21 protein-coding genes and 1 tRNA gene are annotated in these 21822 nt (G+C 65.8%); 10 read left to right on the forward strand and 12 right to left on the reverse strand.

The window, feature by feature from the left end; genetic code table 11:
• Positions 1-261 precede the first annotated feature (261 nt).
• Both Mspo_RS12865 and Mspo_RS12870 read left to right on the forward strand, forming a co-directional pair.
• A complete protein-coding gene (locus Mspo_RS12865) occupies positions 262-1512 on the forward strand; it encodes an FAD-binding oxidoreductase (RefSeq protein WP_159730336.1) in 1251 nt (416 codons plus the stop codon).
• A gap of 140 nt (positions 1513-1652) precedes the next feature.
• Complete coding sequence (locus Mspo_RS12870) at positions 1653-1973, forward strand: hypothetical protein (protein ID WP_159730338.1); 321 nt, start codon at positions 1653-1655, stop codon at positions 1971-1973.
• A 122-nt stretch (positions 1974-2095) separates the two neighbouring features.
• Here the strand turns inward: Mspo_RS12870 and Mspo_RS12875 are convergent, their stop codons facing one another.
• Complete coding sequence (locus tag Mspo_RS12875; protein ID WP_159730340.1) at positions 2096-2611, reverse strand: DUF721 domain-containing protein; 516 nt, start codon at positions 2609-2611, stop codon at positions 2096-2098.
• 50 nt (positions 2612-2661) lie between these two features.
• On the opposite strand from Mspo_RS12875, the gene mutY reads away from it, so the two are divergent.
• The 4 genes from mutY to Mspo_RS12895 all read left to right on the forward strand — a co-directional run bounded on the left by mutY (position 2662) and on the right by Mspo_RS12895 (position 5180).
• Positions 2662-3765: an A/G-specific adenine glycosylase gene (gene mutY, locus Mspo_RS12880; RefSeq protein ID WP_159730342.1), complete on the forward strand. Its 1104-nt coding sequence runs from the start codon at positions 2662-2664 to the stop codon at positions 3763-3765.
• Between the two features lie 20 nt (positions 3766-3785).
• Positions 3786-4049, forward strand: coding sequence for an Imm74 family immunity protein (locus Mspo_RS12885; protein ID WP_159730344.1), 264 nt, complete (start codon positions 3786-3788; stop codon positions 4047-4049).
• 115 nt (positions 4050-4164) lie between these two features.
• On the forward strand, positions 4165-4629 hold the full coding sequence (locus Mspo_RS12890; protein WP_159730346.1) for a hypothetical protein: 465 nt from the start codon (positions 4165-4167) through the stop codon (positions 4627-4629).
• A gap of 245 nt (positions 4630-4874) precedes the next feature.
• A complete protein-coding gene (locus Mspo_RS12895; RefSeq protein ID WP_159730348.1) occupies positions 4875-5180 on the forward strand; it encodes a hypothetical protein in 306 nt (101 codons plus the stop codon).
• 260 nt (positions 5181-5440) lie between these two features.
• Here Mspo_RS12895 and Mspo_RS20295 read toward each other — a convergent pair whose 3' ends face one another.
• Both Mspo_RS20295 and Mspo_RS12900 read right to left on the reverse strand, forming a co-directional pair.
• Positions 5441-5887 (reverse strand): DUF6538 domain-containing protein, encoded by a 447-nt coding sequence (locus Mspo_RS20295; RefSeq protein ID WP_368854809.1) that lies wholly within the window; start codon positions 5885-5887, stop codon positions 5441-5443.
• Positions 5888-5925: 38 nt separating this feature from the next.
• Positions 5926-5999, reverse strand: a tRNA-Gln gene (locus Mspo_RS12900).
• A gap of 268 nt (positions 6000-6267) precedes the next feature.
• Between Mspo_RS12900 and Mspo_RS12905 the strand changes: the two genes are divergently transcribed.
• Positions 6268-7419, forward strand: a complete 1152-nt coding sequence (locus tag Mspo_RS12905) for a Ppx/GppA phosphatase family protein (protein WP_244613430.1) — start codon at positions 6268-6270, stop codon at positions 7417-7419.
• Between the two features lie 168 nt (positions 7420-7587).
• Here Mspo_RS12905 and Mspo_RS12910 read toward each other — a convergent pair whose 3' ends face one another.
• The 3 genes from Mspo_RS12910 to Mspo_RS12920 form a co-directional block, all read right to left on the reverse strand.
• The gene (locus Mspo_RS12910) at positions 7588-9258 is read right to left on the reverse strand and encodes a porin (protein ID WP_159730350.1); all 1671 of its coding nucleotides are present in this window, start codon (positions 9256-9258) and stop codon (positions 7588-7590) included.
• 353 nt (positions 9259-9611) lie between these two features.
• Complete coding sequence (locus Mspo_RS12915) at positions 9612-11243, reverse strand: OprO/OprP family phosphate-selective porin (RefSeq protein WP_244613431.1); 1632 nt, start codon at positions 11241-11243, stop codon at positions 9612-9614.
• Positions 11244-11499: 256 nt separating this feature from the next.
• On the reverse strand, positions 11500-13155 hold the full coding sequence (locus tag Mspo_RS12920; RefSeq protein WP_159730354.1) for an OprO/OprP family phosphate-selective porin: 1656 nt from the start codon (positions 13153-13155) through the stop codon (positions 11500-11502).
• A 588-nt stretch (positions 13156-13743) separates the two neighbouring features.
• Between Mspo_RS12920 and Mspo_RS12925 the strand changes: the two genes are divergently transcribed.
• Both Mspo_RS12925 and Mspo_RS12930 read left to right on the forward strand, forming a co-directional pair.
• Positions 13744-15372, forward strand: a complete 1629-nt coding sequence (locus Mspo_RS12925) for an OprO/OprP family phosphate-selective porin (RefSeq protein WP_159730356.1) — start codon at positions 13744-13746, stop codon at positions 15370-15372.
• Between the two features lie 269 nt (positions 15373-15641).
• A complete protein-coding gene (locus Mspo_RS12930; protein WP_159730358.1) occupies positions 15642-15869 on the forward strand; it encodes a DUF2093 domain-containing protein in 228 nt (75 codons plus the stop codon).
• A 97-nt stretch (positions 15870-15966) separates the two neighbouring features.
• Here Mspo_RS12930 and lpxK read toward each other — a convergent pair whose 3' ends face one another.
• The 4 genes from lpxK to Mspo_RS12950 form a co-directional block, all read right to left on the reverse strand.
• On the reverse strand, positions 15967-16953 hold the full coding sequence (gene lpxK, locus Mspo_RS12935; RefSeq protein WP_159730360.1) for a tetraacyldisaccharide 4'-kinase: 987 nt from the start codon (positions 16951-16953) through the stop codon (positions 15967-15969).
• A 21-nt stretch (positions 16954-16974) separates the two neighbouring features.
• Positions 16975-18252 carry a 3-deoxy-D-manno-octulosonic acid transferase gene (locus tag Mspo_RS12940; RefSeq protein WP_159730362.1) on the reverse strand — a complete coding sequence of 426 codons (1278 nt, stop codon included), beginning with the start codon at positions 18250-18252 and terminating at the stop codon, positions 16975-16977.
• A 228-nt stretch (positions 18253-18480) separates the two neighbouring features.
• Positions 18481-18732 carry a DUF4170 domain-containing protein gene (locus tag Mspo_RS12945; protein WP_159730364.1) on the reverse strand — a complete coding sequence of 84 codons (252 nt, stop codon included), beginning with the start codon at positions 18730-18732 and terminating at the stop codon, positions 18481-18483.
• The gene (locus tag Mspo_RS12950) at positions 18729-19562 is read right to left on the reverse strand and encodes a 3'(2'),5'-bisphosphate nucleotidase CysQ (protein WP_159730366.1); all 834 of its coding nucleotides are present in this window, start codon (positions 19560-19562) and stop codon (positions 18729-18731) included. The genes Mspo_RS12945 and Mspo_RS12950 overlap by 4 nt, the downstream gene beginning before the upstream one ends.
• A 229-nt stretch (positions 19563-19791) precedes the next feature.
• Between Mspo_RS12950 and Mspo_RS12955 the strand changes: the two genes are divergently transcribed.
• Entirely contained in the window at positions 19792-20325 is a 534-nt protein-coding gene (locus Mspo_RS12955; protein WP_159730368.1) for a DUF6101 family protein, read from the forward strand.
• Here the strand turns inward: Mspo_RS12955 and ubiA are convergent.
• Together ubiA and Mspo_RS12965 are read right to left on the reverse strand one after the other, a co-directional pair.
• The gene (ubiA, locus tag Mspo_RS12960; protein WP_159730370.1) at positions 20316-21254 is read right to left on the reverse strand and encodes a 4-hydroxybenzoate octaprenyltransferase; all 939 of its coding nucleotides are present in this window, start codon (positions 21252-21254) and stop codon (positions 20316-20318) included. The genes Mspo_RS12955 and ubiA overlap by 10 nt on opposite strands.
• Entirely contained in the window at positions 21251-21694 is a 444-nt protein-coding gene (locus tag Mspo_RS12965; RefSeq protein ID WP_159730372.1) for a hypothetical protein, read from the reverse strand. The genes ubiA and Mspo_RS12965 overlap by 4 nt, the downstream gene beginning before the upstream one ends.
• Positions 21695-21822 lie beyond the last annotated feature (128 nt).

Here is a 21822-nt window from a genome sequence, read left to right on the forward strand (position 1 = left end):
GTCCTTTGGGAAAAGTCTCGGCGCAGCCGGGTCGGCGGGAAGAGGATCGTTTAGGCCCTTCCGCGGGCGGAGTGAAGGGGGCGGGCGAAGGCCAGGGTGACCGGAAGCGGATCGCGCGCGGGGCGAAAGCCTGATCGAGGTGATTTGAGCGCTCCTCACGGTTGGCCGAAATATTGCTGCGGATGAACCAACGCCCGCGCTGGCGTTCGCCCGCCCACGCCGCCATATTCCGCTTTAGAATGTGTTTCGCTGGAGAATCCTATGCAGCAGACCGCCGATGTCGCCGTCCTGGGCGCGGGAATGGTCGGAGTGTCGGCCGCCCTGCATCTGCAGGCGCGGGGCCGCGACGTCGCGCTCGTCGACCGGCACGGCGCGGCGGGGCTCGAGACGAGCTTCGGCAACGCCGGGCTGATCGAGCGCGCCTCGATCTTTCCTTATCTCTTCCCCCGCGATCCGCGCGATTTGCTCTATTACGCGCTCAACCTCTCGCCACAGGCGCACTACCATCTCTCGGCGCTGCCCGGCGTCGCCTCCTGGCTCTTGCGCTATTTCCGCGAGAGCGGCCCGGAGCGGGCGAAGAGCCACGCGCTCGCCGCGCTGCCGCTCGTCGAGCGCTGCCTCGAGGAGCATGACGCGCTGATCGAGGTCGCGGGGGCCGGCGAGCTCGTCCGCCGCATCGGCTGGATCAAGCTCTATCGCAGCGAGAGCCGCCTCGCCAAAGGCCTCGCCGACGCCGAGCGCCTGCGCGAGTTCAAGCTGCGCATAGAGGTGCTGGACGCCGACGCGCTCGCCGCGCTCGAGCCCGATCTCGCCCGCGTCGCCGGCGCCGTGCATTTTCTCGACACCTGCTCGGTCGCCGATCCGAGCGCCGTGGCGCAGTCCTACGCGGCCCTGTTCCAGCAGCGCGGCGGACGCTTTCTCGCCGGCGACGTGCGCGGACTGCAACAGACGCGCGACGGGCGCTGGAGCGTGCCCACGCATGACGGACAAGTGATCGCGCGCGATCTCGTCGTGGCGCTCGGGCCCTGGTCGGACCAGATTTTCCGTCCGCTCGGCTATGATCTGCCATTCGCGGTCAAGCGCGGCTATCACATGCATTACGCCGTGGCCGAGGGGGCGAAACTGTCGCATCCGGTGCTGGACGCCGACAATGGCTATGTGCTGGCGCCGATGACGCGCGGCGTGCGGCTGACGACCGGCGCCGAATTCGCCCGCCGCGACGCGAAGCCGACCCCGGTGCAGATCGACTGGGACGAGAAGCTCGCCCGCACGCTGTTTCCGATCCGCGAGCGGCTCGATCCCAAGCCCTGGATGGGCTGCCGGCCCTGTTTCCCGGACATGCTGCCGGTGATCGGCAAGGCGCCGCGCCACCAGGGCCTCTGGTTCGATTTCGGCCACCAGCACCACGGCTTCACGCTGGGGCCGGTGAGCGGCCGTCTGCTCGCCGAGATGATGACGGGCGCAGAGCCCTTCACCGATCCGGCGCCTTACGCGGTCGATCGATTTCGATAAATTCAAGCGGAATTTTGCCGCCGGATGAGCGACCATTGGCGCGGTGATTCGTCGAGTTGTGTCGGCGATCGATCGTCGTCGACTTTTTCATAGCGTCTGCGCCTCGCGCGGACGCCAAGTTTTTTTGAGCGGAGACGACAATGAAGCTCGCGGCATTCATTCTCGGGGCGGCGCTCGCTCCTTTTCTGTTGCGGCCCGCGGCGGCCATCGAGGTCGCCGTCATCTACGAAGGCTTTCCAGGCTACGCCGGCTGCAAGGAGCGAGCCGACATGCAGCGCGTCATCGAGCTCGCGGAGCAATATGATCTCGAGGCGGCGCGGGAGATCATCCGTCGCGGCATCAAGAGCAAGGACTGCCGCGTGCTCGGCGGCGAGATCATCGTCGAGTTCGTCCGGCCCTTCAGCCGTCTCGTCAAAGTGCATATGAGGGGCGACCCGGACGCCTATTGGATCATCCAATAGAGCGTTTCCAGCCGAAGTGGACGCCGGTTCGGCGTCGGAAACGCGTCAGACAAAGCTTAGCGTTTCCAGCCGAAGTGGACGCCGGTTCGGCGTCGGCGACGCGCCGGAACAAAGCGGCCCGTTCACGGCGTCTTTCTCGCCAGCGCCCGTTCGCCGAGCGCGACCAGCGCGGCTCTCAGCCTCTCGTCGGCGACCCCTTCGGTCGCCGCCTCGGCCCGGCTGCGCGCGGCGAGATCGGCGGGCGGCCGCGCCGGGCGGGCGCGACGCGGGGCGAGCGGCTCCTGCCTCATCGTGACCTTGGCGACGCAGCGCCAGCCGAGATGCGCATTCACGCGCTCGATGATGGCCGCGCTCATATGCTGAATATCGAGGCCAAAGCCCGGCTCGACGCGCAGCGCCAGAGTCGCGGGCTCTTCGCTCTTCTCCGCGGGGCGGTTCTTGGCGCGCGGGGGCCATTGCAGCTTCATCGGCTCGCAAATGGCGGCGACGCGCGCGCCGACGATCGCCTCCCAGCGCAGCAGCAGCGAGGATTCTCCGAAGCCCTGGCGCGCCGCCAGCGGACCGAGCGCCTTGTCGACGAATTCGCCGAGTGGGCGCGATTGCCTGGATTTCGAGCGCCCCGTCGCCGTTCCGGTCATGCTCCCTCCTTGCGCGGCCGCGTCCGACCTCGTTATGGACAGGTTAGCCCATGCCGAGAGCCCCCGCCAAGCCGCCCGAAACGCCGCCGGAAAAGCCGCGCCTCGATCCGCGCGCGCTGCTCGCGGAATTGGTCGCCTGGTACGACCGCCGCCGGCGCGATCTGCCCTGGCGCGCGCGGCCGGGGGAGCGCGCCGATCCTTACGCGGTCTGGCTCTCGGAGATCATGCTGCAGCAGACGACGGTGGAGGCGGTCAAACCCTATTTCGACGCCTTTCTCGCCCGCTGGCCCAATGTCGAGGCGCTCGCCTCGGCGCCGCTCGACGAGGTGATGAAGGCCTGGGCCGGCCTCGGCTATTACGCCCGCGCGCGCAATCTCCACGCCTGCGCGCAGCAGCTCGCTTTCGAGCGCGGCGGAGTTTTCCCGAAGGAGGAATCCGAGCTCCTCTCTCTGCCGGGCGTCGGCCCCTATACGGCGGCGGCGGTGGCGGCCATCGCCTTCGACGCGCCTTGCGTCGCCGTCGACGGCAATGTCGAGCGCGTCGTCGCCCGCCTTTTCGCCGTCGACAAGCCGCTGCGCGAGGCCAAGCGCCAATTGCGCGAAACGGCGCAGACTCTGCTTCCTGCTTCGCGCTCCGGCGATTTCACCCAGGCGCTGATGGATCTCGGCGCGACGGTCTGCACGCCGCGCGGGCCGCGCTGCGATCTCTGCCCCTTCGCTCCCGCCTGCGCGGCGGCGCGGCGCGGCGAGACGGAGCGTTTCCCCGTCAAGGCGCCAAAGCTCGCGAAGCCGCTGCGTCGCGGCGCCGCCTTCGTGCTGACGAGCGGCGGCGCCGCGCTGCTGCGCACGCGGCCCATGCGCGGCCTGCTCGGCGGCATGAGCGAATTTCCCTCCACTCCCTTTCGCGTCGATTTCGACCCGTCCCGCGCGCGCGTCCATGCGCCCGCGGCGGCGCGCTGGCGGGAGCTGCCCGGCGAGGTCGAGCATGTGTTCACACATTTTTCGCTGCGGCTGACCATATTCGCCGCGACGCTCCCGCCGCCGCCGCCCGATATCGAGAACGGCCGCTGGACGCCGCTCTCGCGCCTCGCCGAGGAGGGCCTTCCGACCCTCATGCGAAAAGTGGCCGTGCGGGCCGGATTGATTGTAGAGTGAGGTCCAGCGGGAGCATCGGCATGGCGCGGCGCAAATCGATCGAGGTCGAGATGACGGAGGGCGCGATCCGCGTCCTCTCGGGCCGCCATGTGCTGACCATCGCCAATTCGGCGCCCCCGCCCGACGCGGAGGAGGAGACGGATTTCTTCATCCGCCTCGACGATATCGACCATTGGGACGCGCCCGACGAGGAAATTCCCATCGATATCGTCGAGCTGCAGACGATCCTGGAGGCGATAGAGGAGGAGCTCGAGCGTCACGGGCTGAGCGTGACATTCGACTGACGCTCCGGCCTCGGCCTTCGGCCGATTTGGCGCGCAAAATGCCTCCTGCGGCTCGGGCCCGGAATTTTGGTCGGGTTTCCAACGTCGAAAGCCACAAAGCTACAAGGAGCCCGTCTTGCCCTCATTGCAAGAAACCCGCGCCGTCGTGACATTGGCGCCCGCGAAACCGACCGGCCTGGCCGATCTGGGCGCGCCATTGGGCGACGCCGCCATGGTCAAGAAGGGGCGCGCGCATGAATTTCCGCAACTCCTGACGGATGGCAATATCGGCCGCCGCTTCCAAGATCTTCGCGTCATCGGGATCAAAACGCTCGAGGGCGAGGTCGTCTCCGCCAAATTCTTCGTCCAGTTCGAGGTGTTCGGCGACAATACGTCGGCGCCGACGAATGGGGTCGGTTTCGAAGCGGCGCTTTTCGCGGGCGCGGAGCAATTGGCCAGCCTGTCATCGAGCAGCCTGTTCCTGCCCTACGCCAATTTCTGGTATCCGAACCGCTTCGTGTTCGAGGTCCCGGCGGCGGATTTCGATCGCGCCGACCGTTTGGAGTTCATCGCGAAGCCCGAAGAGGTTCGCGCTATCTAAAGCGCTCTGGATTTTCGATCGCTCGCTGCGCGAGCGTCGGAAATGATACGATTTCCAGTTGATCTGCTCGCGCGTCATCGCGAGGAGCGCAGCGACGAAGCGATCCAGGAGCCGCCCCACGGCGCTGGATCGCTTCGCCTTCGGCTCGCGATGACGCCCGTGATTATGAAGTAATCAGCCGGAAATCGTACGACACTCCTTCTGAACGAGCTGACGGCCCGGCATCCCCTATCGAGCGAAGACGTATGACTTATCCCCTCGTCAAACGCGTGTCGCATCGGATGCTCGGCGAAATGCTGCGAATGATGTTGAGCGAGCGGCTATATTTCGACCTGACCCTCGAAGAGGGTCGGACATTGTCACGCAATTTCACTGCGCTGGCCTATGACTGGCGGCGCGCCGATTTCATCTATTTGAGCCCGGTCGGAGGCGACACCGAATTCTCCGCCGCAGTCCGGCAAGACGGCGTGCATGTGGAAACGGCATATGGAGTCCACCATTTGAATTGGGACGATGTGACGGAATTGGCCGAGCGCTTGGCCGTAGAGTGACGCGGCGGCCCGACAGCTCTCACACCGCTCGGGCGAGCCGAAAAGCTTAAGGCTCCAGGAAATTGGACTCTCAGAATCCTCGGAGAAATGGTCGAAGCCTTGGATGGCGAACTAGAAATTCGAGCGGTTCCGTTGGAGGAGCCGATAAGCCCGTTCCAGAATTTCGACGCTTATGAGGCAAAAACCGCGTCGCGGGGGGACATCGAAAACCTCCGCAACGCAAAGCCAAGCGTTCTGGTAAATGGGGCCTTCGAAATCAGCTAACTGTAAAGCAGCCTCGGCCTCCTCCTTTTGCATGAGCTTTGGTGTCGTCGCCCATAATAATCGCGGTCGAGGTCAAGTCGCTCTTTGGTCCATTTTAGGAAAGAGGCCGCCAATCCGTTCTTCTCCACAGCCCTTATTTCTTCGTCGGAGACAGGCGTCGGTGGAATCGGCTCGTTGTTGGAAACGAGCGGCTTGAGTCGACGATAAGCCTTGGCCACGTGAAAAATCTCCTCGGTTAACACGAAGAATTCCGCCGCGCGGGCGGTCGCGATGCGACGAGAGGAGGTTTTCAGGCTTCGGTAAATCTCGAGTTTGCCCAGACGCTGCTGGAGCGCTCTTGGCACGCGGCGACGAAAAAAATAGGTATCGCCTGCTCGGATGAGGTATTGAGACACCGGTCGGCCCGCAACGTGGGGTGGCCGTGTGGGGTTGTCACCCTGCACGGACAGACGGCGTCAGAAACTCCTTGGAAAACAATGGCTGGCTGGGGGACCTGGATTCGAACCAAGATTAACGGAGTCAGAGTCCGCTGTTCTACCGTTGAACTATCCCCCAACGGCCGCGCCGCGAAGCAGCGTGTCGCGCTGATCTAAAGAGAGGTCTTGCGCCTGTCAACATGATCGCCGCAATTCCCGCCGTCGCCGCGGCGACGCGCGCGGCGGCCTGCCGCCAGCCACGTTCGAGCTCCGCTTAAGAAAACCGTCTCCTTGGCATTCGCGCCGGCCTTGCTACACTTCGCGCGATCGGCCATGACAGTCGCCGTTTTTCGAGGATGCAGACCGGTCGCGCGGCGGCGCGATGCGAAGGCCGGTCGGGAGGCAGGTTGAAGAAGCCGGAACATCGGGGCGGGGGCTTGGGCGGCGGCGCGAAGCCGCGCGTCGGCTTCGAGGCGCGCGCGTCCGAGGGCGAAGCGAAGGATCCCCGGGCCTCGTGCGCCGGCGCCGCGTCGCATGTTCCGAGCGCGCGCGTCGCCTCGGGGGGCGATCGGCGCGACGAGCATGTCTACGCCGCGCTCGATCTCGGCACCAATAATTGCCGGCTGCTGATCGCCCGGCCCGAGCAGCGCTCCCGCCGCAAGACGGAGCTGCTGCGTGTCGTCGACGCCTTCTCCCGCATCGTGCGGCTCGGCGAGGGCATGGGCGCGTCGCGCCGCATTTGCGAGCAGGCGATCGAGCGCACGCTCGACGCGCTCGACGTCTGCCGCGAGAAGATGAGCGCCCGCGGCGTCTCCCGCGCCCGGTTGATCGCGACCCAGGCCTGCCGCGCCGCCGAGAACGGCGCCGAATTCGTCGAGCGCGTGCGCGAGCGCACCGGCCTCTTGCTCGAGGTCATCGATCGCGAGACGGAGGCGCGCCTCGCGGCGCGCGGCTGCGGCTCGCTCGCCGATCCGCGCGCGGAGAGCATATTGCTCTTCGACATAGGCGGCGGCTCCACCGAGCTCGTCTGGCTGAGGCGCGAGGCGCAGGGCTGCCAATTGCGCCATTGGACCTCGCTCGAGCTCGGCGTCGTCTCGCTCGCCGAGCGATTCGGCGGCAAAAGCGTGACCGCGGAAGTCTATGAGACGATGACCGCGCGCGCGCTCGAGGCGCTCGCCCCCTTCGCCGAGCGCACCGCCGTCGAGCGGCGCTGCGAGCGCTTTCACCTGCTCGGCACCTCCGGCACGGTGACGACGCTCGCCGGCGTTCATCTCGGCCTCGAGCGATACGACCGCTGGCGCGTCGACGGCCTCTGGCTTTCCGACGAGGATGCGACGCGGGCGATCGAATCGCTGCGCGCCATGGATTTCGAGCAGCGCGCCGCCAATGGCTGCATCGGCCCGCAGCGCGCCGATCTCGTGCTCGCCGGCTGCGCGATCTTCGAGGCCATCCGCCGCGTTTTTCCGGCCGCCCGCACGCGCATCGCCGATCGCGGCCTGCGCGAGGGCATCTTGCTCGAGATGATGGAGGCGGACGGCCTCCTCGCCCGCGAGGGCTGAAGGCTGTCGGGAGCGGTTTTCGGAAAAGGACATGCCAACTCGAATAGGTCTGCGTCATTCGAACCGAAGACCCGAAGACCCGAAGACCCGAAGGCCCCCTCCCTCACCCTCTCCCGCGCAAGGTTGGGGAGGGGGCGCGAGCGTCTTCACTTTCATTGACGCAAGCCGCTAGAACGAGCGCTGCAGGCGCACGCGCCCTTCCACAGTGGCGTTGACGCCTTTCCACGAGGGCAGGCCGACCGACCACAGCGCAATGTCCGGCGCGAGCCCGACCGGCCGGCTGTGGTGATTGTCGCGCAGATACATGAGCTCGCCGCCGAGGTCGAAATTCTTGATCGGCGTCCAGACGAGATTGGAGCCGATGCGATATTCGGTGGTGTTGACCGCGCCGACGCCGCCGCCGAAAGCGGCGATCGCGCTCGGGCTGTGATAGAGCGCGAGATAGGAGCCGTAGACGCCGGAAGAGAGCGTCGGCGTCCAATAATGCTTGAAGGCCGCGAGCGCCGCCCAGCCGATCGACTTGTCGCAATGGGCGGCCGCTGTCCAAATGCAGTCGAAGCTCGAGAACTCCCAGCCATTGCTGGCTTTGACGCCGCCATTGCCATAGCCATAGAAGGCGTTGCCGTTCACCGGGCCGCCGTTGAAGCTCAGATTATTGCCCATCAGATAGCCGACGGCGCCGCGCGCATAGGTGCCCTGGATCCATAATTTGTCGCCCGCGGGAAAATATTCGGGAGCGATCTTGTCGAGATTGAACTGGGCGCCGCCCTGGAAGGCGTAGCCGAAATCGTCCTGCGAGACGGCTGTAATCGCGGTTCCGAGCGGCAGGCCGGTCACGGGCGTCGCGACGGCGGCGTTGCGCGTATAGGTGGAGGTGCGCAATTGATGGGAGGCTGCGGAGAGTTGCACCGCGCCCCAGGGCTGGTCGATGCGGAAGGCGGCGACGATTTCTGGAATCTGCACGCCATCCGGCACGCCGGTGAAGCGCGTTCCCCAGGCGGCGGCGGCCGCATCGGCCGCCGCGCCGGTCAGTCCGTAGATCGCCGCGATGTAATTGAAGGCGCCGATCGTCGAGCCGATGAAGCCGCGCCGCGAGACATTGTCCTCGAGCGACAGGGTGAGCGCGGCCACGTCGCGGAACGTATAAGTATAGGCGAGCGCGCCGACCGTCGCATTGGAGCCGCGCAGAGATTCCCAATTGATGTTGTCGGTGTAGAAATCGAAGAAGGACTGCGCGCGGCCGATCGTCAGTCCGCCGAATTGCAGAAAGCCTTTGTTCAATATCGTCGTCTCGCGCGCCGTCGTGCGGAACACGGTCCCGTTCGCGAAATTCGCGGCGCCGAAATATTGTGAACCGCTGAGCGAGCCGGTCGCGGCGCTGCTGTCGGAGCCGAAATAGGATTCGATTCGCGCGAAGGCGCGCGCCGTGCCGTAGTCGGTCGGGGCGCGGGCGTCCAATTCGACTCGGCCGACGCCGACGAAGCCGCTGTTGTCGCCGCTGCGCGGATTGGAATAGCCGAGATTGGGCACATGGCCGGGAATGCCGAGCGGATTGCCGCCTCCGCCGGCGCCGAATGCGAAGGGGTTGTCGGTCGCGATGATGCTGCGCGACATGCGGTACGAGGTGCTCCAGCTGCGCCATTCGCCGACGACCGCTCCGCCGATTCGCAGGCAGGTGTTCGATCCGGGAATATAGAAGAACGCCGAGCCATATTGATCGCAGATACGAACATATTCGGCCGGCGCCGCTCGTCGCTTCGGGAGCTCTTCGGCCTCTGTCGCGCCGACGCAGAATAGACCGACGAGCACAGCGATGCAGCATCGATTCGATTTGAGCATTTCCCCAATCCAGCGCAGCGTTTATCAATCGAACTACGTAATATATCTTACGTATTGTCTCGATTACCGACGCTTCGCCGAATCGGCGATGAAACTTCTTAATTCTTATTTTATTTCCCGCCCGACGGAAATGGGGCGCGCCTGGACGGCCGCGCGTGGGGCTGCGCCCGGAAAATGCGACGGCCGCCCCGAGAGGGGCGGCCGCGAGCGTCGGGGCGTTCTGTTTTTAGAGCGTTTCCAGCCGAAGCGGACGCCGGTTCGGCGTCCGGAAACGCGTCGAAACAAAAGCCTAGGGTCTTCCTGTGTTTCAATGAAACACGGAAAGACCCTGGTTTCGCTTCTCGAGGTCCGCCTCACCAGAAGACTTGCGCGCGCGCCAGGAAGAGGCTCGGGCGGTCGCCATTGAGATAGGGGCGGTCGGAAGGCGCGACGAGGGTCAGGGTCTTGGTCCAATTGGCCTGGAAGCGCACGCCGCGCACGGGATACCAGTTGAGCGCGAGGGTCAGATTATCCTGACGTCCGCCGAGCGTCGCCGTTCGGGCGATCGCCTTTTGCGCGGCGTTGCCGACGGCGGTCGCCGCATAGACGAAATTGCCGTCGACGAGGCCGCCATTGTCGAGATTGATCTCGCTGTAGCGCGCGGCGAATTCGAAGGCTCCGAGGCCGCCCTTGTTCAGCGGGTTCTTGATCTGCACCTCGCCGAAGCTGCCGGGCGTGTTGAAGTCCTTGTCATAGCCCTTGTAGGAGGCCGCGCGCGATTCGCCGGTCAGGAACACGGAGCCGAAGACGTAATAGCCGCTATAGCGCAGGCTGGTTCCGCCGCCATTGCCGTAGATGAGCGCATTGGTGAAGTCCCGCTCATATTGGGCGGCGATATATTCGGCCTGCAGCGAGACCGGGCCATAGGCGGCGGCGGCTTCGAATCCGTAATTGTAGGAGTATTTCAGGCAGCTAGAGCGCCGCGCGAAGGGCGCGACGAGCTGGCCGACGCCGGTCGTCGCGATGTCGAGGCTGGCCGCGGAGCCGGCGCAGGAGAGGTCCTGCGCCGCGGAGACGCGGGTCAGCGCCCCGCCGCCTCCGAGCACGTCGGTCTCCTCGCGCTCGGAGGATTGGCCGGGGCGCAGATTGGCGGCGTCGGTGGCTGCGGTGGTGTTGTTGGGTTTGTGATATTTGAAGGAGGCGCCGAGATGGAGCAGTCTGTCCTCCTCGACGATCGGCGCATAGACGCCGCGCACCGCCGCGTCCCAATATTGCGATTCGCCCGTCGGCGGCGCGGTCGCCGTGTCCTGCGGGCTGGTCGAGAAGATGCCGGTCTTGATCGACCAGTTTTTGTCGCCGGCTGCGATAGCCGCGCCGATGTGGCGGCTCGGCGAGAGGACGGAGGGCAGCGAGCGCTCGACGAACACGAAATATTTCGACGATTCGATCGCCTCGAGGCTGAACGGCTCCTTGAAGTTGCCGATCTGAATGGTGACCGGCTGCTTGGTGATCTCTTCGGGCAGGAACCTGTCGCGATAGGCGAGATAGAAGTCGCGAATGCCGGCTGCGCCCGAGCCGGTGAAATCGTACTGGAGCTTGTAGAACCAGTTCTTGAACGCCTTTCCCTCGACCTCGAGGCGCGCGCGGCGGAAGCCGACATTGCTGCGCGAGATGGTGTCGGCGGAGGAGGCGAAGCCGCCATCGGCCTGGATCTGGCCGCCGAGCTTGAAACTGAAATCCTGATCCTCGGTCTCGACGAAGAGGCCGTTGCGGAAAGAGACGAAGACGGGCGGCGGCGCGCTCGTCCCCGGCGCGGCTTTGGCGGAGTTGAGCGCGTTCTTGACCTGGGCGGTCGCCTTGCCCTGCGCGCCGATCTTGGCCTCGAGCTCTTTCAGCTTCGCCTTCAGCGCCTTGATCTCGCTCGCCGTGTCCGCCAGCGCCGTGACGGGAACGCCGAATATCCCTGCAAAAGCGAGGAGGGCGACGCCGCTCGACAGTCGCCGCATCGTCCGTCCGCGTGATCCGCTATGCCGTTTCATTTGATCCCCGTAAGACTGTCTAAGTAAATTATCGTAAGCATATACCATATGGAGTTACTAGTCTAAATCATCGAATGGAATTCCGGCCGAGCGGTTCTCGGGCGGCTGTTGCGGAAATGTCACGCCTGTGACCGGACCCCGCAAAGAAAAAAGGCCGCCCGGGGAGGGCGGCCTCTTCTCGATCGAAACATGTCGCCGGGCCTATGAAGGCCGGCGTATTCGCTCACCAGAAGACCTGGGCGCGGGCCAGAAAGATATTCGGATGCTGGCCGTTGAGGTAAGGCCGGTCGGCCGGCGCGACCAAAGTCAAGGAGTGCGTCCAGTTCGCCTGGAAGCGGACGCCCTTGACGGGATACCAGTTGAAGGCGAGCGTGAAGTTCTCGAGACGGCCGCCGAGCGTCGCGGTATTGGCGAGCGCTTTCTGCGCCGCATTGCCGGCGACAGTCGCCGCATAGACATAGCTCGACGGCACGAGGCCGCCATTGTTCAGATTGATGCCGTCGTAGCGAGCGGCGACTTCGAAGGCGCCGATGCCGCCCTTGTTGAGCGGGTTCTTGATGTGGACATCGTGGAACGTGCCGGGCGTGTTCCAGTCCTTGTCGTAGCCGGCATAGGACTCGGCGCGCGACTCGCCGGTCAGGAAGACCGAGCCATAGACATAGTAGGCGCTGTAATTGAGGGTGCTTCCGCCCTGGCTGCCGAGCAGGAAAGCCGACTGCCAATCGCGATTATATTGGGAGCCGGTGTATTCCGCCTGGATCGAGAAGGGGCCATAGGCGGCCGCGGCTTCGAAGTTGTAGTTGAAAGCGTCCTTCAGACAGCCGTTGCGACGAACGAACGGGGTGTAGAACAGACCGAGGCCGGCGGCCGCCACATCCGTCGGACCGCAGCTGAGGTCCTGCGCCACGCGGACCAGCGCGCCGCCGCCGCCGATGATGCCGGTCTCGTCGCGCGTCTCGGTGCCGGGGTTGAGGACGGCGGAATGGGTGGCCGCGGTCGAGTCGTTCGGACGATGATAGAGGAACGACGCGCCGACGTGCAGCAGCGTGTCCTCGGTGCGGATCGGCGCATAGGTGGCGCGAATCGACGCGTCCCAATATTGCGCGCCGCCGACGCGCGGCGCGGTCGCCGTGTCCTGCGGGCTGGTGGAGAAGATGCCGGTTTTCACGCTCCAATCCTTGTCGCCGGCGCCGATCGAGGCGCCGATATGACGGGCCGGGGCGAGACCTTCCGGCAGGGCGCGCTCGATGAAGGTGATGTGCTTCGACGAGTTGAGCGTCTCCAGGCTGAAAGGCTCGTACTGGTTGCCGATCTGGATCGTGACCGGCTGCTTGGTGATTCCTTCCGGCAGGAAGTTGTCGCGATAGGCGAGGAAGGCGTCGCGAATGCCGGCGACGCCGGTGCCGGTGAAGTCGTATTGGAACTTATAGTACCAATTCTTATAGGCCTTGCCGACGACCTCGAGGCGGGCGCGGCGGAAGCCGACGTTGCTGGCGCGAGTCGTATAGGCCTTGTCGGTGAAGCCGCCGTCGGTCTGGACGCGGCCGCCGACATGGAAGCTGAAGTCCTTGTCCTCGGTCTCGACATAGAGGCCGTTCTTGAAGCTGACGAACACCGGCGGCGGCGCTTTGGCGCCCGGCGCGCTCTTGGCCGAGTTCAGCGCGTTCTTGACCTGATGCGTCGTCTTGGCCTGGTCTTCGAGCTTATGCTCGAGCCGCTTCAGCTCGGCCTTGAGCGCCTTGATCTCGCTCGCCGTGTCGGCGAGAGCCGCCGTGGGCGCGCCGAACGCGCCGAGGAGAGCGGCCAGGGCCACGCCTCCCATCAGCCTCGAAGGCGTCGCGCCTTTCGCGATCGTCTGGACGTTCGGATTGTGAATCATGTCAGCCTGTACCCCTTGATTTGCTTGCCGCTATCGCATCGCTAGAGGCGATTTGTGACACAATCATCACAAATTGCGGCCGCCACGATTCATGACAACGGTTTCTACGTAGGGTGTGACCCAAATGCCACGGACCGAAAACGAGGCGCAAATGAGACGCTTCTCGGGCTGCGTTTCTACTTCGCAGGTGATAGCGCTCGCCTTCTCACGCCGTAAGGACGTGGCCGATCCGCAACACCTACGTGGAAATCCTTATTTGAATCGAACTCGGCCCTTGCGTGAGGCGCCAATCGAAATGTAAGACAATTACATGTGATGTATCCAAGATACATTCCGACTGTCGTTGGTCGTATATCGAGCAACGATTGGCGCGAATTTGGGCGTCATATGTCTATCGATGGGCAATAGGCGTAATCGCCGTGCGGATTGCGTGCTTGCTTGTGGCCGTTGAGACTTGCATTCATAGCGAGATGCTCATTCTGGTCCAATGAAGTCGCGCGAGATGCGTAGACTTTCGAAATGTTCACGCGCGACGTCGAGCGCCGACTACTGGGGGCTTTCATGAGAGAACAGAAAATCGGGTCGAGAATGACGCGGCGGCTCTCGGGCGGCGCGGCGCTCGCGGCGTTTTGCGGGCTGCTGGGCGTTCCGGCTTCGGCGCTGGCCGACACGGCGAGCGAGATCAAGGCGCTGAAGGAGCAGATCAAGCGGCTCGAGGCCAGAGTGTCCGAGCAGGCCAAGACCAACGCTCAGGTCAGGAATGCGGTGAATTCCGCCAAGACCCTGCCCGGGCTCGTCGCCCCGCCGCCGGTGTTCGTCAGCTTCCGCAACGGCCTCTTCGTCGAGACCGAGGACAAGGCGTTCAACTTCAAGATCGGCGGCCGCGTGCAGGCCGATGGCGGCTTCGCCAGCTCGGCGGACACGATGTCGCGCAGCAACGCCGGCTTCCGCCGCGCTCAGCTCGAGGTCGAGGGCAAGGCCTATAAGAATTGGTTCTACAAGTTCCAATACGACTTCACCGGCTCCGGCGCGGCCGGCATTCGCGACGCCTATCTGGCCTATCGCGACAAGCTGCTGCCGGAGGAGATCACCAAGCAGCCGGTCACCTTCCAGGTCGGTAATTTCTTCGAGCCCTTCAGCCTCGAGGCGGTCAGCTCGACCAAGCACATCACCTTCATCGAACGCGCCATGACCGAAGCCCTCGCGCCGAGCCGCCACATCGGCGTCGCGTTCGGAGCGGGCGACAAGCATTGGAGCGTCAAGGGCGGTTTCTTCTCGACCAGCCCGCAGGACACGGCGGCGGCTCCGCCGACCGGCGGCGCCCAATATTGGGACGCGGCGGTGCGCGCCACCTATGCGCCGATCGTCGAGGAGGACAAGCTCCTGCATTTCGGCTCGTCCTTCCGCTATCACAAGCCCAATGACGCGACCGCGGCCACCAACGCCAACGCCTATCGGCCCGGCCAGGGAACGCGCGACGAGTTCGACGTTCTGGGCGGCAGCGGCGCTCTGATCCGCGTGCCGACGGCGCTGGACCTCACTTGCGCGGCCTCTGGAAGCCTGGCGACGGCCTCGACCGGCCTCTCGCTCCTCTATTCGCCTTTCACGCTCAAGAACGGCTGTCTGAAATATTCCTACAGCTACGGTTTCGAGGCCTCCGCCGCCTATGGGCCTTTCGCGGTGCAGGCCGAATATCTCGCCTCGCAATATGAGCGTAATCCGCTCAACGCGCTGCTTCTCGGCAACGCCGGCGGATCGAGCCTCGCCTATAGCGGCTATTACGTCTATGGCTCGGTGTTCCTGACCGGCGAATCGCGCGCGGCCTCCTATCGCGGCTATGACCAGAACTGGGGCTCGCCCGGCACATTCGCCGACGTGTCGATCAAGAATCCGCTCGACAAGGGCGGCCTCGGCGCCTTCGAGTTCGCCGCCCGCTACAGCGAGCTCAACCTGAACAACGGCGGCCTCGTTCCCGGCAGCTACGTCTATGCGGCCGCTCTCGTCGGCAACGCCGCGCAGAAGGCGCTGGCCAACACGGCCACGCTCGGCGGACGCGAGGGCAATCTGACGCTGGCGCTGAATTGGTATCCGGTCAGAGGCGTGCGCCTCCAGGCCAATTGGACCAAGGTTCTGACGCTCTCCGCGCCCTCCGATCGCGCCTATCTCAATGGCGACCGCCCGAGCATGTTCCTGGCTCGCGCCCAGGTCTTCTGGTGAGAATCGCCTCAAAACCGGCGACGTCCTCCGCAATGGCCGCCCCTCTCCGGGGCGGCCATTCGCATTTTTTAATCGACGGCGATCCTCCGAGCCTTTTTCTGGCCTGGGCTCGCATATTCTGGCGGGGCGAACGCCGGCGGAGCGAGATCATGGCCGCGGGCGGCGCGATTCGGTCTTGCCAATTGCGCCGCGCCTATTGAAAATTCGGCATGACCTCGTTTATTTCGTCGGTGCGCCGCTTCACTGAGCGGGCGAGACGCAGGATTCGTATGAACCGGTTCGAACGACAGCCGCCGGCCGCGGTCGAGGCCGAGGTCGAGTATCGCGACGGCGATTTTCGCATTCGCCGTCCGGGCGCCTATGTGCGTTGCGCGGTGACGGGCGAGCCCATTCCGCTCGAAGAGCTCCGCTATTGGAACGTCGACCTCCAGGAGGCCTATTCGAGCCCCGAGGCGAAGCTCGCCCGCATCGGCGTGACCTTCCCGCCGAAGGCTTAGAGCGTTTCCAGCCGAAGTGGACGCCGGTTCGGCGTTGGAAACGCGTCAAAACAAAAGCCTAGAGTCTTTTCATGTTTCAATGAAACATGAAAAGACTCTAGTTTCCCGGCAGGACGCCGCGCAAGAGGGCGCGTAGCGCCTCCGTTTGCGCGAAGACGAACTCGATCGGCAGAACCGCCACGCGAGAGCGCCAATGCGCGGCAAGGCGCGCCGCGTCTTTCTCCGTCGTGATCATTGTCGCGCCGAGGCGCTCGGCCTCTCGCGCCAGCGCCGCTATCTCTCGTTCTGCATAGAAATGATGATCGGCGAAGCTGCGCCGGCCGACGATCTCGACGCCGGCCGCCTGTAGCGCCGCGAAGAATTTCTCCGGTCGGGCGACTCCGGCGAAGGCGAGCGCCCGCTCGCCGGCGAGCGGGCTGGAGAGGGGCGTAACGCGAGCGTGGAACACTGTTTTTCCTGCCGCCTTTGCGCCTTTGGCGGCCGCTTCGCCGGCCGCGCCGTCGCCGATGAGGATGAGGGCGTCCACCGTCGCGAGCTGGCGGGCGAGGGGCGCGCGCAGCGGGCCGGCGGGCGGGCAGAGCCCATTGCCGGCGCCATAGGAGCCGTCGACGACGGCAAAAGCGAGATCGGCCTCGAGCCGCCGGCTCTGCAAGCCGTCGTCGAGAACCAGCGCCGTCGCGCCTTGCTCTCGCGCGAGCCGCGCGCTTTTCGCCCGATCGACGCCGACGATGGTCGGCGCGCGTCGCGCCAGCAGCAGAGCTTCGTCGCCCGCCTCCCGCGCGCAATGGTTTTCCGGATCGACGAGAAAGGGCGCGCGCCGCGCGTCGCGGCGGCCATAGCCGCGGGTGAGGAAGAAGGGCCGCTCGCCCATTTCCGCGAGCAGGGCGGCGATGGCGAGCGCAGCGGGCGTCTTGCCGTCGCCGCCGAGCGTGAGCCCGCCGACCATGATCGTCGGCAGATCGGCGCGCGCGCCCGGCCGCGCCATGCGCGCCGCGGCGACGGCCCCATAGATCGCGCCGAGCGGCGCCAGCGCCCGCGCCAGCGGCGAGGCCGGCGCCCGCCGCCAGAACTCAGGCGCGCGCATGTTCGAGCCGGCGCCGCGGTCTCATCTCTGCTCGAGCGCCGATTGCGCGAGATAGGGTTCGATCGCCGCCATGATGCTCTGCGAGGCGCCGCCGAGCTTCTTCACCACCTCCGTCCCGGCGCGGCCCATCTTGCGCATGCGGGAGGGATCGGAGAGCAGAAATTGCAGCGCGCGGGCGAGCGATTCCGCATCGGTCACGCGGGCGGCGGCGCGGGCGGCGGCGAGCTCGGCGTAAATGTCGGCGAAATTCTCGACATGCGGCCCGTGCAGGATCGCGCAGCCGAGCTTGGCCGGCTCGATCGGATTATGGCCGCCCTCGGCGGTGAGAGATTTGCCGGTGAAGACGACGCTGACCGCCCGCAAGAACAGGCCGAGCTCGCCCATCGTGTCGGCGACATAGATCTGCACGCCGCGCCGCGGCTCTCCGTCCTGCGAGCGCAGGCCGACGTCTAGCCCTTTCGCGCGCGCGAGAGCCGCGATCTCCGCCCCGCGCTCGGGCTTGCGCGGCGCGATGATGGTGAGCAGCGAGGGAAGCTCCGCGGCGAGCGTGAGATGCGCGTCGATCGCGATCTCCTCCTCGCCCGCATGGGTGGAGATCGCGGCCCACACCGGCCGCGCGCCGATCGCGCCGTTGAATTCGGCGAGCTTCCCCGCGCCGACGGGCGGCGGCGGCACGTCGAATTTCAGATTGCCGCACACGCGCACGCGCGGCGCGCCGAGGCCGAGATAGCGCGCCGCGCTCTCGGCGTTCTGCGCGAGGCAGAGATCGATCTCTCCGAACAGGGTTCGCGCGCCGCCGGGCAGACGCCGCCAGCGCGCGGCGGAGCGGCGCGAGATCGTCGCATTGACCAATATCAGCGGCAGCCGTCGCGCGTGAATCGCGCGGATCATATTGGGCCACAGCTCCGACTCGGCGAAGAGCGCGATGTCCGGCCGCCAATGCTCGAGGAATCGCTCCACGAATTGCGGCGCGTCGAGCGGCAGGAATTGATGCGCCGCGCCGGCCGGAAGCCGCGCGCGCAGCACTTTGGCGGAAGAGACGGTGCCGGTGGTGACGAGAACCTCGACCCCGCGCTGGATGAAGCGCTCCACGAGCGGCAGAAGCGACAGACTCTCGCCGAGACTCGCGCCATGCAGCCAGACGAGCCGGCCGGCGGGGCGCGCGAGGCTCGCAACGCCCATGCGCTCCCCGAGCCGCTGCGGATCTTCCTTGCCCTGTCTCGCGCGCCAGCCCAGCGCCACGCCGGCGAAAGGCGTCAAACCGATCGTCAGCAACCGATAAATCGTCAGCACCGGCATCGACGCCCCGGTTTGAAACTCGCCAATGTCGCGACGGCCGACACCGCGGCGCGCCGTTCGGCCGGTTCGCTCCGGCCTCGAGCAGGATTTCGAAAAAGTGGGAACCGGTTTTTTCGAGAAGAATCCCGCTTGTTTTGAAGAGTCTGAGCAGGCGCTCGTCGGCGAGGCGAGGAATGCCTGGTCAGAAAGAAGGATTGCGACGGCCGGCGGCGCGCCGACGAGACCGGCTCAATTCGCGTCGGGTTCGAGCAGCTCGTGCAGCTGCACGACGAAATAGCGCATATGGGCGTTGTCGACGGTCGCATGGGCTTTCGCCTTCCAGGCGGCGAGCGCGGCTCGGTCGTCTGGATAGATGCCGACGATGTCGAGCTTCGTCGGATCGCGGAAGGCGACTCCCTGGAGGTCGACGAGCTCGCCTCCGAAAACGAGATGAAGCGCCTGCTTCGGCGCGCCGCCATCCTGTATAGTCGTTTCGCTCATATGACGCCTTTCGAAACGGCTCGCGCCAGCGCGAGACTCTCCGGAAAGATGGCTCGAGGCGCGGCGATCAGCATGTCGCGCCGCAGTTGCGGACGATTATAGCGCAAGGGAACGCCCTCGAGCTCGGACAAGACGCCGCCCGCCTCGGTGAGTATCACATCGGCCGCGGCGATGTCCCAGTCTTTCGAATCCGCGGAGGCGATGGTCAGATCGTTGCGGCCGGAGGCGACGTCGGCGACGCGCAGGGCGAGCGACGGCGTGCGGTTCTGCATCTCGAACTTATAGTCCGAGCCGGCGAAACGGGCGGCGAGGCCGCGCGGCGCCTCGAGCCGCGCGCCCGTCAGAACGGAGCGCTCGGTGACGCGGATCGGCGCGCCATTGAGCGCCGCGCCACGGCCGGCGGCGGCGGCGAAGGTCCATTCGAGCGCCGGCGCATGAATGACGCCGAGCGTCGGCCGCCCCGCGTCGATGAGCGCGATCGACACCGCCCAGCGCGCGTCGCCGCGCAGAAACGCCTGCGTCCCGTCGATCGGATCGACGACGAGGAGCCGCGCGCGGGAGAGGCGCTTCTCATTGTCGGCCGTCTCCTCGGAGAGCCAGCCGGCGTCCGGAAACAGCGCGAGCGCCGCCTCCTGCAGGAAACGGTCGACGGCCATGTCGGCCTCGGTCACCGGCGACCCGCCCTCTTTATAGAAGACAGCCGCGCTCGTTTTCTCGCCCGGCCGGAAAAAGGCCATGGCGATCTCGCCGGCCCGCCGCGCAACGGCTTCGAGCAGCGGCAGCTCGGCCGCGAGGTCGGTTGGCGCGAAGTCGTTTGAATTGTCGGCCATTGAGAACAGTGGTTAAGCGAGCCGGGCCCGCCCCGCAAGGCGCCTTTTTTCGGCGAATTGCCGCGAATTTCTACGTTTCTGTTTGCCCGCCGCTAACCCAAAGCGGCAGAATCGGTCGAAAAGCAATGGTTTACGGGCGATTCACCAGGCTTGTTAGCGAGCTTTGGCGAGGCCGGCGCCCAACATGCGCCTCATGAAACGCGAAGATCACATTTCGAGGAGCGAGCGCATGTTCGAGACGGGCGACAGGGCGGAGACCCAGCTTCAATTCGCCATTCAGCGCGATCGGCGGGCCGATGGCGGCCAGCGCCGGGTGCGAGTCGGCCGCCGCGATATTCTCATCTCGCGGCGGCTCGGCGGCATGTCGATGCTCATCAGCGTTCCCGTGCGCGCCTATCGCGGCGTCGCGCTGGATGTCGAGCCGCGCCGCGACGGCGGCGCCTCCTATCGCCTGTCGCTCGCCCATGACGATCCCGATCTCGACATCCTCCTCGCCGAGACGGCGGATGGCGGCGCGATCTCGGCCGATTGGAAATATTGGGCGTCCTATCTCGATCTGCCGCGCCTCGCCGCGCGCGGCGGCGATTTCGAGACGCTGGATCCGCGGCTCGGCGGCGTCGCGCTGCGCGAGACGATCGCCCGGCGTAAAAACACGTCGGTCGTCGCCCGCCGTCCGCGCTTCTGCGCGCGCCGCAAGGAGGGCGACGACGCGCGGATGGGGCAGGTGCACCGCAGCGAGCGCGAGATCGTCTGCTACGAGTAAGCGAGGAGCGCGCTCTGCGCCACGAGCCCCGCGAAGAGCAGGAGGCCCGCGTCACGATTGGAGCGGAACAGCGTCAGCGCGACCTCGGGCGAGGCTGCGGCGCTGGTGCGCCAGACCTGCCAGGAGAGATGCGCCGCATAGGCTCCGACGCCGATCTGCGCGAAGCCGCCCACGCCGGCCGCGAGCAGCGCCAATTCGGCGAAGACGACAGAGCAAAGATAGAGCGCGCCGACGGCGAGGCGCACATGCGCGCCGAAGAGCAGCGCGGTCGAGCGCACGCCGGCGATGGCGTCGTCGCGCTTGTCCTGCAGCGCATAGATCGTGTCGAAGCCGATCGTCCACAAAATCGCCGAGGCGTAGAGGAAGACCGCCGGCCAATCGAGCCGGCCGGTCTGCGCCGTCCAGCCGAGCAGAGCGCCATAGGCGAAAGCGAGCCCCAGCACCGCCTGCGGCCAGGAGGTGAAGCGCTTGGCGAAAGGATAGACGAGAACGATCAGCGGCGAAGCGAAGCCGAGCGCGATGGTGAGGCCGTTGAAGGAGAGAAGAACCGCGAGCCCGACGAGGCACTGCAGGATGAGAAAGACGATCGCCGCGCGCGGCGACACTCTGCCGCTGGCCAGCGGGCGAAGCCGCGTGCGCTCGACCTTCGCGTCTATGTCGCGGTCGACGAAGTCGTTGTAGGTGGAGCCGGCGCCGCGCATCGACACCGCGCCGATGAAAAATAGCAGCAGATGAAAGAGATTGGGCGGCAGGCCGAGCGCCGCCGAGGAGAGCGCGCTTCCTTGCCAGCAGGGCAGGAGCAGCAGCCACCAGCCGATCGGCCGATCGAGCCGGGCGAGCTGCACATAGGGGCGTAGTGGCTCGGGGGCGAGGCGCCAGAGCGGATGATCGGCGACCGCGTCCGGCAGTCGCGGCTCCGCCGCGCTCACAGCGGGCCGGCGGGGAGCTTCTGCGCCTGCGGGCCGATGCCGACGGCCTGCTCTTCCTGCATCTTCTTCGCCTTGGCGGCGAAGGAGCAGGCCTGAGCGGCGAAAGTCTGCGTCTTGGCGCGCGCCTGCTTGAAGCCATCCGCCATATTGTCGGGGATGTTGCACCAGTCCTTGTTCTTCTCGATATAGGCCGCCATCTCGGTCTCTATGGCGACGAGCTTGCGCGCCGCCGGGCAGGCCGCGATCGGATCCATCTTGCCCTTGGACGCCTTGCCGATGGCGTTGAGCGCCTGGATCTGCCCCATGCGCCGCTGCGAGAGCTTCTCGAAGTCTTCCTGGCAGGATTGCGCGAAGGCGGACCCCGCGCCGACGAATGCGAGCAGCGCTCCGAAAATCGACACGCTCACATAGCGGCTCGCTTTTCCGCTCTTGGCCGTCATGGCAGCAATCCCCTTCATGGCGGTAAGGTCCTAGCAAGAGTTGAGATTTTAGCAAGAGACTTGCGCCCGTTGCAAGCATCCGGCAGTTTCTCGGACAAAGCGGCGGCTTGATGGCGGCCCGCCCCTCA

Origin of the sequence: Methylosinus sp. Ce-a6, from assembly GCF_009811655.1 — a bacterium.
GTDB lineage: Bacteria > Pseudomonadota > Alphaproteobacteria > Rhizobiales > Beijerinckiaceae > Methylosinus.

What these genes read in the sequence shown, in the direction of transcription:
- Mspo_RS12865 (WP_159730336.1), top strand. Translation starts at nt 262, where the DNA reads ATGCAGCAGACCGCCGATGTCGCCGTCCTGGGCGCGGGAATGGTCGGA.
- Mspo_RS12870 (WP_159730338.1), top strand. Translation starts at nt 1,653, where the DNA reads ATGAAGCTCGCGGCATTCATTCTCGGGGCGGCGCTCGCTCCTTTTCTG.
- Mspo_RS12875 (WP_159730340.1), bottom strand. Translation starts at nt 2,611, where the DNA reads ATGACCGGAACGGCGACGGGGCGCTCGAAATCCAGGCAATCGCGCCCA.
- mutY (WP_159730342.1), top strand. Translation starts at nt 2,662, where the DNA reads ATGCCGAGAGCCCCCGCCAAGCCGCCCGAAACGCCGCCGGAAAAGCCG.
- Mspo_RS12885 (WP_159730344.1), top strand. Translation starts at nt 3,786, where the DNA reads ATGGCGCGGCGCAAATCGATCGAGGTCGAGATGACGGAGGGCGCGATC.
- Mspo_RS12895 (WP_159730348.1), top strand. Translation starts at nt 4,875, where the DNA reads ATGACTTATCCCCTCGTCAAACGCGTGTCGCATCGGATGCTCGGCGAA.
- Mspo_RS12910 (WP_159730350.1), bottom strand. Translation starts at nt 9,258, where the DNA reads ATGCTCAAATCGAATCGATGCTGCATCGCTGTGCTCGTCGGTCTATTC.
- Mspo_RS12915 (WP_244613431.1), bottom strand. Translation starts at nt 11,243, where the DNA reads ATGCGGCGACTGTCGAGCGGCGTCGCCCTCCTCGCTTTTGCAGGGATA.
- Mspo_RS12920 (WP_159730354.1), bottom strand. Translation starts at nt 13,155, where the DNA reads ATGATTCACAATCCGAACGTCCAGACGATCGCGAAAGGCGCGACGCCT.
- Mspo_RS12925 (WP_159730356.1), top strand. Translation starts at nt 13,744, where the DNA reads ATGACGCGGCGGCTCTCGGGCGGCGCGGCGCTCGCGGCGTTTTGCGGG.
- Mspo_RS12930 (WP_159730358.1), top strand. Translation starts at nt 15,642, where the DNA reads ATGAACCGGTTCGAACGACAGCCGCCGGCCGCGGTCGAGGCCGAGGTC.
- lpxK (WP_159730360.1), bottom strand. Translation starts at nt 16,953, where the DNA reads ATGCGCGCGCCTGAGTTCTGGCGGCGGGCGCCGGCCTCGCCGCTGGCG.
- Mspo_RS12940 (WP_159730362.1), bottom strand. Translation starts at nt 18,252, where the DNA reads ATGCCGGTGCTGACGATTTATCGGTTGCTGACGATCGGTTTGACGCCT.
- Mspo_RS12945 (WP_159730364.1), bottom strand. Translation starts at nt 18,732, where the DNA reads ATGAGCGAAACGACTATACAGGATGGCGGCGCGCCGAAGCAGGCGCTT.
- Mspo_RS12950 (WP_159730366.1), bottom strand. Translation starts at nt 19,562, where the DNA reads ATGGCCGACAATTCAAACGACTTCGCGCCAACCGACCTCGCGGCCGAG.
- Mspo_RS12955 (WP_159730368.1), top strand. Translation starts at nt 19,792, where the DNA reads ATGTTCGAGACGGGCGACAGGGCGGAGACCCAGCTTCAATTCGCCATT.
- Mspo_RS12965 (WP_159730372.1), bottom strand. Translation starts at nt 21,694, where the DNA reads ATGACGGCCAAGAGCGGAAAAGCGAGCCGCTATGTGAGCGTGTCGATT.